The 12,377-nt window shown below is 28.5% G+C and carries 10 protein-coding genes and 1 riboswitch; of the genes, 1 reads left to right on the forward strand and 9 read right to left on the reverse strand.

The genetic code is table 11. The features are described from left to right. Positions 1-66: 66 nt before the first annotated feature. Complete coding sequence (gene ribD / locus BN2920_RS15600) at positions 67-1,137, reverse strand: bifunctional diaminohydroxyphosphoribosylaminopyrimidine deaminase/5-amino-6-(5-phosphoribosylamino)uracil reductase RibD (RefSeq protein WP_058296936.1); 1,071 nt, start codon at positions 1,135-1,137, stop codon at positions 67-69. Positions 1,138-1,424: 287 nt separating this feature from the next. Then, positions 1,425-1,544: riboswitch (FMN riboswitch) on the reverse strand. A gap of 42 nt (positions 1,545-1,586) precedes the next feature. Further along, positions 1,587-2,777, reverse strand: coding sequence for a DUF6398 domain-containing protein (locus BN2920_RS15605; RefSeq protein ID WP_058295902.1), 1,191 nt, complete (start codon positions 2,775-2,777; stop codon positions 1,587-1,589). 307 nt (positions 2,778-3,084) lie between these two features. Between BN2920_RS15605 and BN2920_RS15610 the strand changes: the two genes are divergently transcribed. After that, positions 3,085-4,056, forward strand: coding sequence for an amidase domain-containing protein (locus BN2920_RS15610; RefSeq protein WP_058295903.1), 972 nt, complete (start codon positions 3,085-3,087; stop codon positions 4,054-4,056). 728 nt (positions 4,057-4,784) lie between these two features. Here BN2920_RS15610 and purB read toward each other — a convergent pair. The 7 genes from purB to rimO all read right to left on the reverse strand — a co-directional run bounded on the left by purB (position 4,785) and on the right by rimO (position 12,258). Next, positions 4,785-6,215, reverse strand: coding sequence for an adenylosuccinate lyase (gene purB, locus BN2920_RS15615; RefSeq protein WP_058295904.1), 1,431 nt, complete (start codon positions 6,213-6,215; stop codon positions 4,785-4,787). A gap of 199 nt (positions 6,216-6,414) precedes the next feature. Continuing rightward, on the reverse strand, positions 6,415-6,675 hold the full coding sequence (locus BN2920_RS15620) for an HPr family phosphocarrier protein (RefSeq protein WP_058295905.1): 261 nt from the start codon (positions 6,673-6,675) through the stop codon (positions 6,415-6,417). A 122-nt stretch (positions 6,676-6,797) separates the two neighbouring features. Further along, the gene (locus BN2920_RS15625) at positions 6,798-7,058 is read right to left on the reverse strand and encodes a stage V sporulation protein S (RefSeq protein ID WP_058295906.1); all 261 of its coding nucleotides are present in this window, start codon (positions 7,056-7,058) and stop codon (positions 6,798-6,800) included. Between the two features lie 196 nt (positions 7,059-7,254). Continuing rightward, the gene (rny, locus tag BN2920_RS15630; RefSeq protein WP_058295907.1) at positions 7,255-8,790 is read right to left on the reverse strand and encodes a ribonuclease Y; all 1,536 of its coding nucleotides are present in this window, start codon (positions 8,788-8,790) and stop codon (positions 7,255-7,257) included. Positions 8,791-9,096: 306 nt separating this feature from the next. Beyond that, entirely contained in the window at positions 9,097-10,191 is a 1,095-nt protein-coding gene (recA, locus tag BN2920_RS15635; RefSeq protein WP_058295908.1) for a recombinase RecA, read from the reverse strand. Between the two features lie 167 nt (positions 10,192-10,358). Then, complete coding sequence (pgsA, locus tag BN2920_RS15640; protein ID WP_058295909.1) at positions 10,359-10,949, reverse strand: CDP-diacylglycerol--glycerol-3-phosphate 3-phosphatidyltransferase; 591 nt, start codon at positions 10,947-10,949, stop codon at positions 10,359-10,361. Beyond that, positions 10,933-12,258, reverse strand: a complete 1,326-nt coding sequence (gene rimO / locus BN2920_RS15645; RefSeq protein ID WP_083498936.1) for a 30S ribosomal protein S12 methylthiotransferase RimO — start codon at positions 12,256-12,258, stop codon at positions 10,933-10,935. The genes pgsA and rimO overlap by 17 nt, the downstream gene beginning before the upstream one ends. Positions 12,259-12,377 lie beyond the last annotated feature (119 nt).

Below are 12,377 nucleotides of genomic sequence, written 5' to 3' on the forward strand. Positions count from 1 at the left end.
TCCTAGTTAATCTTATAAATTATATTTAAAATTCTTACATACACATAGATTAAGCTGATCATAGTATTACTTCTTAATATATCCTTCAACTATCAAATCATCATTTATATTTTTATAACTTATTTCATTTAAATTTATGCAATCATATAATCTAGAAAATCCTTGCCCACCTATGCTGCTTTTGCTCTTATCGCCACCTAAAATTTTAGGTGCTATATAAAACCTAATTTTATCTACTATTCCTTCTTCTAATGCAGAAAAGTTAAGTTCACTTCCACCTTCAATTAGAATAGAATCAATATTTTTTTCACCTATCGCTTGTAATAATTCACTTAAATCCACCTTATTATTTTTAAGTGATGTAGTTATTATGCTTATTCCCATATCCTCTAAAATTCTTTTTTTATTTTCATCAGCTTTTTCTGTTGTTGCAATTATAGTAAGATATGGATTGATTTTTACCACCTTAGAATCTATGGGAATTCTAAGAGAACTATCAACTATTATTTTTATAGGATTTCTTCCACCTTTTATTCTGCATGTGAGCTCTGGATCATCTAAAATAACTGTATTAATTCCAACCATTATTGCATATAATTTATTTCTAAGATTATGTGCATCCTTTCTACTTTCTTCGCACGTAATCCACTTTGATTCTCCTGTATATGTTGCTATTTTCCCGTCTAAAGACATACCAGCCTTAAGCAAAACAAATGGTATTTTACTTGTTATATATTTAATGAATATCTCATTTAACTTTTTACATTCTTTTTCTCTTACGCCTACTGTAACCTCTATATTATTTTCCCTTAGTTTTTCAATACTCTTGCCTGCAACTAATGGATTTGGATCAATCATTCCTATAACTACTCTTCTAATTTTTTTTTCTATAATCATATCTACACAAGGAGGTTGTCTTCCAAAATGAAAACATGGCTCTAAAGTAACATATATTGTACTTCCCTCCATATTTTTATTACAGCTTTTTACAGCATTTCTTTCAGCATGTTCTTTTCCATACTGCTCATGATATCCTGAGCCTATAATTTTATTATTCTTTACTATTACTGCTCCTACAAGTGGATTAGGATTAACTTTTCCCTCGCCCTTTAATGCTAGTTTTATTGCAAAATCCATATAGAAATCATCATTCACTATATTCACCCCTTAAATAAAATTCAGATTATTTTTTATGAACTAAAAAAAGCCCTAAGAATAAATTCTTAGGGCAAAATATAATATTTAACAATTATTCACAACATATTGTTTTATATTTAACAACATCACAATTACACTTAAATATGAAGACTAATATTAATTCTAATACTGATATTTATATAAAAAACCTTGAACATATATTGTTCAAGGCATAAAAATCAATATAAAATAACATATTTCTTCATAGTGAAATAATTATTATATACATATATCTTCTTTCATCCAGACTATACTGTTGGCCTCGGAGTTAAACCGAATCTGCTTTTTATTTAAAGCTCGCGGGCTATACCGCCAGTAGGGAATTACACCCTGCCCTGAAGATTGTCATATTAAATTATATTTATATTGTATTATAAAGTACTATTAAATTAAAGTACTGCAACTTTTTTTGTAATATCTTTTAACCAATTAACCATTTCTTCATCATTCCAAATTTGAAGACCAAACTTTGCATATCTCATAGCTTCTTCGTCTCCGCCTAATTTAGCCATATGTGGTTTAACAGCTGGAATTTCTTTTTCTTTTGTTAAATAATCAACAACTACTGGATTTCTCTTATATGCTTTTTTTAAAGAAATTTCAGCATCGCTTAATCTTCCTAATCTATATAACACTGCTGCTCTATTATAATTAGTCGCTGCAATAATGTCATTTTCATAATTATCTAAAAATACTTTTGCATCATCATATTTCTCATCTATTAAAAGCCAGTTTGATACTAATCCTCTAACTAACATTTTATCAGTTTTATCATATTTTACAATTTCTAAAGCTGTTTCTATAGCCTCATCTTTTCTTTCCATTTCCCATAACTTAGTTGCTAATAAATATTTAGCACCAAATAGTGGTTCTGCTGGTTTTACTAAGAATACTCTTGGATCTGTATCTTCCATCTTTTCAATCTTAAGAACATTTTCTGCTGCTTTTACCGCTCTCTTTAAGTATTTAACCTTTTGATCATCACTTAATCTTGCATCTCTTGATAAAATTACATATGCATCAGCACAGTCTTTATATATTGATAATGCTTGCATAGCTATTTTATATTTACTCGCATAACTTTTTTCTTTCCAAGCTAAATCAATAACCTTTTGAGATATTATGTATTTTTTTTCAACTTGCACTCTAAATGATTCTTCATCTTTTTTATCCGCAGTAGCTAAAACTTCCTTCTTAACTTCTGACAGATTATTATTTGAACTAACAATCCATTTTTTATCTTCATCAGATAAATTAAGTAAAGCTTTAATTTCTTTAGACTTGCTTGTTACTGTACTACTACTTACTTCAAACGCTTTATATAAATCCGTTGCTTTTATATAAGGCTCTTCTTTAGAATCGAATAAATCATTAAAACTTCCTATTGCATGTACAATGCCAGCTGCCCAAGAAACACTTTTTCCCTTTTTAACAGCTTCTTCATTACCATTAAATAGAGTTTCTGCCGCTACTAAACAGACATCTTTATATGCATCATTAAGGTGTTCATCTGAAAAAACTTTTATTTTATCGACTACTTCATCATACTTCTTAGCTATTACGTTAGATAATTCTTGCATTACTTTTGATAGCTCCTTTTTTAATTGTTTATCTTATTTGATTTTATCTTACAACACACATTATTTGCAAGTTAATTCATCAAATTTCATATTTAAATTATGTATTCGATTATTTAATATGCTCTATAAAATAATCACTTATATATTATAGCATATAAATTATAAATTTATCCACATAAATTATAGTAAATTTTGTTATTCTTAATATATACTCATAATACTCATAATTATTTTATAAATTAAATATATATTTCCATAGCATAATACATAAAATATACCGATATTACTATTTATTAGGTAGTGAAATATGTTATCAAACTATTTATACAATTTATCCACTATATTATGTAGTGACTTTTTTACACTAGAGTCTTTAAAAACAAACTTTTTATCCCCAAACACAATAAATGAAATTTACTATAAGAAATTATTTAATCACAAATGGAGAGAGAAATTACTTGCTCCAATAAAAAATACTAGTTTTTCATATAATTATAAAATCTTAAAAGAAGATCAACACCTTTTAAAACTGCAGTTTATACTAAAAAAGTCATTTTCTCAAAAATATTTTTCTAAAGATGTATCTTCAGTTACAATTGAAAATTATATTATAATAATAGAAAAATCTCATCTAAATTATAACTTTGTAATGTTAGTTAATTCTGAAGACGATGTTTTGCTTTATGACAGACTTCTAAAAAATAATCTTTCTTCTATTATTGAGACCTTAAATACAAATAGTCTACATCTATGGGAAAATAAAATTTCTAATTTAGATTCTTTATATAATTCATTTATACTTTTATCATCAAAAAGCAAAAAAGCAAGATCATCTGAAAATGAATTTAATATTAATAATGCTATAAAATATGCTGAAAAATATGCCTTAATTCCTAATCCTAATTATAAATCATTTAATGGAATAGGAGGAGACTGTACTAACTTTGTATCGCAAATTATTCATGAAGGTGGCCTTTATAAAACACAAACTTGGAAACCCTATAGTAATTCCTGGGTTAGAGTTGAAGAATTATACTCATATTTAATTAATAATAAACTGGGTATTAATGTTTCAGATATTTCACCTTTCAAAAAAGGTAACATTATTCAGTTTTATACTCCACAATTGGGGAAATTTTTTCATACTGGATTTATTACTTATGAACTATCTAATGGTGATTGCTTATATTGCTGCCATAGTTACAATAAACTTAATTATCCTCTAAGTGAAATTTATCCTATTATATATCCTACTCTTAGAGCTATAAAAATTAATTGACGTTTATTACTCCTAACAGCTAAGGAATAAAGTTATCTCAAAACATAAATTAAATATATTGTGTAGAATAAGAGTTTAGTGGATAACAACCGAAATTCAATATATGATCGGCTCGATTGTAGAGAAATTTCAGCTAAAAATTCTAATGGCAGAGGCTATGCCCAAAAATGTTTGCTCCAAAAAAACAAGTTTTGGACAAACAATTTTAGAACAGCCTCTGCCAAAGAATTTAAAATCTGAAATTTCCAATACAATACTACGCCTATCATATATTGAATTTCTTTGTTTTTCTCTAAAATCATATATACTCAATTTATTTTAATTATGATTAATGCTTTTTATATTCCATGCCTTAAAGTATATCTTCTAATCACTGTAGGTAACTTATGAAGTTACCTATAAAATCACCTTAACCAGCATAGAATAAGCAAATTCGTAAGAATATATATTCTGATATTTATAAATTGATACCATTTATACATGATAAAATATTAACTTCTTAAATCTTTAACATGTATAAATAACTATTCCTTAATTTAAAAATGAAGCTTAGAATTTTTCATCAATGATTGTTCCAAAATTGTTTGTCAAATTTTATATTGGAGCAAACAGTTTTGGGCACAATCATTGATGTTTAAATTCTTGCTTCATTTTTGTAGCAAGCGAGCCGAACATGAGAGCTTCATTTCGGTTGTTATCCTCTAAACTTAGTACGTCATTTATTTATACTATACATTTATTTCACTCTTAATTTTTAATGCTTCAGCATTATCATTTATAATTGGATCAACATATTCATCTATAAATTCAACAACTTGACTTGGAGCTCTTCCAACGAATTTAGTCGGATCTATTATTCCAAGTATCTCTTCTTTAGTTAATCCAAATGAAGAATCAGCTATTATTCTATCTATTAAGTCATTATCTAAACCTTCGCCCTTAACCCTTTGAGCAGCGGCCATTGAATGAACTCTAATTTTTTCATGTAATTCCTGCCTATCTTTACCTCTTTTAACAGCTTCCATCATTATGTTTTCAGTAGCCATAAATGGTAATTCTCTTTCTACATGAGAAGCTATTACTTTATCATATACTACCATATTTTCAGCTATATTTATGTATAAGTTTAATACTCCATCTAATGCTAAGAATCCTTCTGCAACTGATAATCTCTTATTAGCTGAGTCATCTAAGGTTCTTTCAAACCATTGAGTACCTGCTGTAATTGCTGGATTTAATGAATCAACTATAACAAATCTAGCTAAAGCACTCATTCTTTCACTTCTCATTGGATTTCTCTTATAAGCCATAGCTGATGATCCAATTTGGTTTTTTTCAAATGGTTCTTCCATTTCTTTCATGTTTTGAAGTAATCTTAAATCATTACTGAATTTATATGCGCTTTGTGCTACCTCTGATAAAGTATTTAAAACTATTGAATCAAGTTTTCTTGGGTATGTTTGACCAGTAACACCATAGCTCTTCTTAAATCCCATCTTTTGTGCAACTATTTTATCAAGTTCTTTAACTTTTGATTCATCTCCATCAAATAACTCCATAAAGCTTGCTTGAGTTCCAGTAGTACCTTTAACTCCTCTTAGCTTTAATGTTGATAGTAAAAAGTCTATGTTTTCAATATCCATAACTAAATCTTGCATCCAAAGAGTTGCTCTTTTACCTACAGTAGTTAATTGAGCTGGCTGAAAATGTGTAAATCCTAAAGTTGGCATATCTTTATATTCAATAGCAAAGCTTTTTAAATGATTTAATACTGTTACTATTTTACTCTTTATTAATTCTAATGCATCTCTCATTATAATTACATCAGTATTATCTCCAACATAGCATGATGTAGCTCCTAAATGAATTATACCTTTAGCATTTGGACATTGAAGACCATATGCATATACATGGCTCATAACATCATGTCTTACTTCTTTTTCTCTTTTTATTGCATCTTCATAATTAATATTATTTATATTGTCTTTTAATTCCTTTATTTGCTCATCTGTAATATTTAATCCAAGCTCCTTCTCACCTTCTGCTAAAGCTACCCATAGCTTTCTCCAAGTTGTGAATTTCATATCATCAGAAAAAATAAAACTCATTTCTTTTGAAGCATATCTTGAATTTAAAGGTGTGCTATATAAATCTCTCATCAGAAACCTCCATGCGAATATATTTTATATTTTTTTATCTAACATTCGTATTATATCATATTTACATAAATCTTGAGTAGTTAATTTTCAATTTTTTTATTTAATATCTTTAAAACCATGTTAAATCTTATTAATTACAAATTTTATATAAAACAAAAAGGTCTCATATTTTTCAATATGAAACCTTTTTGTATATAAATTAGTCTTCTAATGTTTCAACTAATTTAACTATCTCTTCAACTGCTAAAGCTTCGTCATCTCCTGAAGCAACAACTTTTATTACAGCATCTTTAGTTACAGCTAAAGATAAAACACCAATTAAGCTCTTAACATTAGCTTTTTTTCCATTAAATTCTATGCTAATATCCGACTTGAATGATGAAGCCTTCTTTACTAATAATGTTGCTGGTCTAGCATGAAGACCTGATGAATTTTTTACACAAACTTCTTTTGCTATCATTAATATACACCTCTTTATAAAAAATTAATAAATATAGCATTTAACTATTATAGTATAAACGTTTTTATAAATAATTTCAACCTAAAATTACTACTTATACTAATTAATTTCCCTCCCACTATTTAGCGTGGTTGAACAATTAATTTAATGGCTGTCCTCTCTTCTCCATCTATTTGTATGTCTGTAAAAGCCGGAATGCAAACTATGTCTTTTCCACTTGGAGCTATAAAACCTCTTGCAATAGCTATTGCTTTTACCGCTTGATTTATTGCTCCTGCTCCTACAGCTTGAATTTCTGCAATATCTTTTTCTTTAATTATTGCAGCTAATGCTCCTGCTACTGAATTTGGATTTGATTTAGTTGATACCTTTAATACTTCCATTACTGTTATTCCTCCTAGAATTTATTATGCATATCGTTTACATTAACTATATTCTATATATGTCTCTAGAATCCTTTAATTTTCATAGAAAAATTTTAATAAAATTAACTTAAAAGAAAATTTATCCATTATAATATATATTCTAGCAAAAAAATTAAATGCACCTTGTTTTATAACAAAGTGCATTCCTAAATACTTATTTAGCAAAATCAACTGCCCTAGTTTCCCTAATAACATTGATTTTTATTTGACCTGGATATTCTAACTGTTCTTCAACACTCTTTACTAAATTACGTGCTAATTCAACAGTACCAGCATCATCAATTTTTTCTGGTTTAACCATAATTCTTATCTCTCTACCAGCTTGAATTGCATATGACTTTTCTACACCTTCATACGAATTTGCTATTTCTTCCAATTTTTCCAGTCTCTTAATATAAGCTTCTAATGTTTCTCTTCTCGCACCAGGCCTTGCTGCTGATATAGCATCTGCTGCTTGAACTAGCACTGATTCTAAACATATCATTTCTACATCCCCATGATGAGCTGATATAGCATTGACTACTAATGGTGATTCATGATACTTCTTTGCAAGGTCTCCTCCTATTAATGCATGAGGGCCTTCTATGTCTACAACTTTTCCTATATCATGTAATAAACCTGCTCTTTTAGCTAAAGCAACATCTAAACCTAGTTCTGATGCCATAAGTCCTGCCAAATTTGAAACTTCTATTGAATGTTTCAAAACATTTTGACCATAACTTGTTCTGTACTTTAATCTACCAACAAGTTTTATTATTTCTGGGTGTAGTCCATGTACACTAGTTTCCAGGGCTGCTTGTTCCCCTTCTTCCTTAATATTGTTTTCTACATCTTTCTTTGCTCTTTCAACCATCTCTTCGATTCTTGCTGGATGTATTCTACCATCCACAATTAACTTTTCTAAGGCTAATCTTGCCACTTCTCTTCTAATTGGATCAAAGCTAGAAAGAATTACTGCCTCTGGAGTATCATCTATTATTAAATCAACTCCTGTTAATGTTTCTAAGGTTCTTATATTTCTACCTTCTCTACCTATGATTCTACCTTTCATTTCATCATTAGGTAACGCAACAACCTGTACAGTGGTTTCTGACACATGATCTGCCGCGCATCTTTGAATAGCATTTGTAATTATTTCCCTTGCTCTTTTATCTGCTTCTTCTTTAGCTCTGCTTTCAATATCTTTTATCATTAAAGCAGTATCATGTGTAATTTCTTTTTTCACTTCATCTAAAAGGATTTCACGAGCTTCCTCGCTAGAAAGGGATGAAATCTTCTCAAGTTCAGCTCTTCTTTCATGAAATAGTTCCTTTGTTTTTGTTTCTATTTCTTCTACTTCAAGCATTCTTTGATTTAATGTTTCATCTTTTTTCTCAATAAGTTCACTTTTCTTGTCAAGTGCTTCTTCTCTTTGAATTACTCTTCTTTCAAGTCTCTGAATTTCATTTCTTCTTTCACGAGATTCTTTGTCAAAATCACTTCGTAATTTATGAAGCTCTTCCTTGGCTTCAAGAATTGATTCCTTTTTCATAGCTTCTGCATCTTTTTTTGCTTTTTCAAGCACTTCTTTTGATTCTTTTTCAAGTGCTTCTATCTTATTCTTTGATGCTTGTTGAATTGTTTTATAAACCACTATTCCCAATACTAATAAAATAACTATATCTATTAATATCAAATATACTGGATTCATATTAACACCTCCTAATTTATTAAATTCTCATTATTTATCATTAATAAGAAAGTATAGTAAGGTGTCATACTCTTCTCACTGCATTACGAATATGATAAACCAGTATTCCTTTTTATTCTATATTAAAAATAAAATTATGTCAAGTTTGCCCAAATATTGATTATATACTCCATGCTTTTATTTACGAGTCCTTATTAGAAAAATATAGCTGTATACATAATTATGTATACAGCTATATTTTACTTGTTTATTTAATTTTATATTATATTTAACTTATTAAGATTTCTACAATAATTAACTATTTTCTTATTCTTTATCTACTTTATTTGCTTCGCTACTATCTTCCTTAACTACTTCAGTATTATCTACTGCAACTTCAGTTACTTCTGGCATTGGCTCAGCTTCTTTAAGATTATATTTTTTTCTTATTTGATTTTCTATTTCTAATGCAACATCTGGGTTATCTTTTAAATAAGCTTTTGCATTTTCTCTACCTTGACCAAGTCTTATATCTCCATAAGAGAACCATGCTCCACTCTTTTGAATTATCTCTTCTTTAACACCTACATCAACTACATTACCTGTTCTTGAAATACCTTCATTATACATAATATCAAATTCTGCTTGTTTAAATGGTGGAGCCACTTTATTTTTAGTAATTTTCACTCTTGTTCTATTACCAATTATAGCATCGCCTTGCTTTATTGAATCTATTCTTCTTATATCAAGTCTTACTGAAGCATAGAATTTTAATGCTCTACCACCTGTAGTAGTCTCTGGAGATCCAAACATTACTCCAACCTTTTCTCTTAATTGGTTTATAAAAATAGCAACACAATTAGTTTTATTAATTGTACCTGCAAGTTTTCTTAAGGCCTGAGACATAAGTCTTGCTTGAAGACCTATATGAGAGTCTCCCATTTCACCTTCTATTTCTGCTTTGGGAACTAATGCAGCAACAGAGTCAACTACAATAACATCTATAGCTCCTGAACGAACTAACGCCTCTGCTATTTCAAGACCTTGTTCTCCTGTATCTGGTTGAGATACTATTAAGCTATCTACATCTACACCTAATCTTTGTGCATACATTGGATCTAATGCGTGTTCAGCATCTATGTATCCAACTGCTCCACCTTTCTTTTGAGCTTCTGCTGCTATATGAAGCGCTACAGTAGTTTTACCTGAGCTTTCTGGTCCGTATATTTCTATAATTCTTCCCTTTGGAACTCCACCAATTCCAAGTGCTATATCTAAATCTAAACTCCCAGTTGAAATTGCATCTATATTTAGTACATTGTGTTCTCCAAGTTTCATTATTGACCCTTTACCAAATTGCTTTTCAATTTGGCCCATAGCACTCTCAATTGCTTTTAATTTGTCTGCATCTATCTTTCCCATAATATATCCTTCCTTTCAATCGAACTTATGTTCTGTATATAATTATAATTTAATAAAATTTTATAGTCAATAAATTTCTTTTATTAATTTGCTAAAAGGGCTATTTCACTTATTAGAAATAGCCGCTTTAAATAAAATTATATCCATGTCTCTTAATTCTTAAACAATTATTTATCTGTAGTTAATGCTTCTTTATTTTTAACGAAATATTCATATCCTGATATTATAGTAATTACTACAGCTGCTAAAAGCATTATCTTTGGAACATTCGCAAAAAATACTGCCCAAAATGCATTATTTGATACTAACTTTGTTAAATATAATGAATCTCCTATATTTACTTGTAAAAGTAATAATATTATTGCTATTATTTGTATAACAGTTTTTATTTTTCCCCACCAGCTTGCTGCAATTACTTTTCCTTGCGCAGCAGCAATAGATCTTAGTCCAGATACTGCAAATTCACGTGCTATTATTATTATAGCCGCCCATGCTGGTATAACTTGTAATTCAACTAATGAAATCAAAGCAGAAGTAACTAATAATTTATCTGCAAGTGGATCCATAAATTTACCAAAATTAGTGATTTGATTTCTACTTCTTGCTATATATCCATCTAACTTATCTGTTAATGATGCTAATATAAATATAAAAGTAGCTATAAAAGTTCCATATGGTATTCCTTTTACTGCAAGAAATATCAAAAATACTGGAACTAGAAAAATTCTAATCAATGTCAGCTTATTTGCAAGATTCATTTACAACAACTCCTATTAAATCATAATCCATATTTTCTATTATTTTAACTTTAACAAATGATCCAATTTCTATATTTGCATTATCATTGTTTTTAAAGAATATATTTCCGTCTATATCAGGAGCCATTTCAAAGCTTCTTCCATGATAATATTCGCCATTATATCCCTCTACAAGAATATCATAGTATTTTCCTATTTTCAATTTATTTAATTCTTCTGAAACACATTTTTGTGTAAGCATTAATTTTTCTTCTCTTACCTTTTTAATTTCTTCTTCTATTTGTCCTACCATTCTTGCTGCTGCTGTATCTTCTTCTTGAGAATATGTAAATACACCTACTTTATCAAGTTTAAATTCTTCAAGAAAATCTGTTATCTCTTCAAAGTCTTCTTGTGTTTCTTGTGGAAATCCTACTATAAAAGTAGTTCTTATTATTATTTCTGGAACTCTTGTTCTTAACATTTTTATTTTATCCATTATATGTTCTTTAGTTGTTTTTCTTGCCATAAGCTTTAATACATGGTTACTAATATGTTGTATAGGTATATCTATATATTTTACAACTTTATTATTATTACCTATTTCATCAATAAGTTCATCATACAATTCTTCTGGATAACAATAAAGAAGTCTAATCCATTTAATTTCTTCAATTTTACTTAACTCTCTTAATAATTCATGAAGGTTTTGTTTTCCATAAATATCTGTTCCATACATAGTTGTATCTTGTGCTATTAAAATTATCTCTTTAACGCCCTGAGATGCTAAATCTTTTGCTTCATTTATTATGTTTTCTAATTTTCTACTTCTAAATTTTCCTCTTATTTTAGGGATTATGCAATACGTACAAAAATTATTACAACCTTCTGCTATCCTTATATATGCAGTTGATTGCTTTGTTGTAAGTATTCTTTTTCCCTCATTAATGAAATCATCAGAATAATTTACATACTCTAATGATTTTTTATCTTCATTAATAAATGCAGTAATTAATTCATTCAGCTTGTTATAATCATTTACTCCAAGCATAATATCTATTTCAGGTATAAGCTTTCCAAGCTCTTCCCCATATCTTTGAGTAAGACATCCTGTAGCAATCAAAAGTTTACATCTATATGTTTTCTTATATTCTGCCATTTCAAGTATTGTATCAATTGATTCTTGTTTTGCACTTTCTATAAAACCACATGTATTAACTAATATAATATCTGCGTCTTTTGGATTATTAGTTATTATATAGTCATTACTCATGTTTCCAAGAATAATCTCTGAATCAACTCTATTTTTATCACATCCAAGACTAACCATACCAACTTTGTATTTATTTGAAGAATCTCTATTTTTTATAGGATCCTTAACAATTTCCAAATTACTTTTCAATATTTTTTCCTCCTGCGTTTTACTGATTTATAATTATAACAAATTAT

It is taken from the genome of Clostridium neonatale (genome assembly GCF_001458595.1).
GTDB classification, from domain to species: Bacteria; Bacillota; Clostridia; order Clostridiales; family Clostridiaceae; genus Clostridium; species Clostridium neonatale.

Bases quoted from the DNA above. Each gene is read 5' to 3' on its own strand.
- recA (WP_058295908.1), bottom strand. From the start codon at position 10,191: ATGGGAAAGATAGATGCAGACAAATTAAAAGCAATTGAGAGTGCTATG.
- BN2920_RS15605 (WP_058295902.1), bottom strand. From the start codon at position 2,777: ATGCAAGAATTATCTAACGTAATAGCTAAGAAGTATGATGAAGTAGTC.
- ribD (WP_058296936.1), bottom strand. From the start codon at position 1,137: ATGGATTTTGCAATAAAACTAGCATTAAAGGGCGAGGGAAAAGTTAAT.
- BN2920_RS15625 (WP_058295906.1), bottom strand. From the start codon at position 7,058: ATGGAAGTATTAAAGGTATCAACTAAATCAAATCCAAATTCAGTAGCA.
- rimO (WP_083498936.1), bottom strand. From the start codon at position 12,258: ATGGTTAGTCTTGGATGTGATAAAAATAGAGTTGATTCAGAGATTATT.
- rny (WP_058295907.1), bottom strand. From the start codon at position 8,790: ATGAATCCAGTATATTTGATATTAATAGATATAGTTATTTTATTAGTA.
- purB (WP_058295904.1), bottom strand. From the start codon at position 6,215: ATGAGAGATTTATATAGCACACCTTTAAATTCAAGATATGCTTCAAAA.
- BN2920_RS15610 (WP_058295903.1), top strand. From the start codon at position 3,085: ATGTTATCAAACTATTTATACAATTTATCCACTATATTATGTAGTGAC.
- BN2920_RS15620 (WP_058295905.1), bottom strand. From the start codon at position 6,675: ATGATAGCAAAAGAAGTTTGTGTAAAAAATTCATCAGGTCTTCATGCT.
- pgsA (WP_058295909.1), bottom strand. From the start codon at position 10,949: ATGAATCTTGCAAATAAGCTGACATTGATTAGAATTTTTCTAGTTCCA.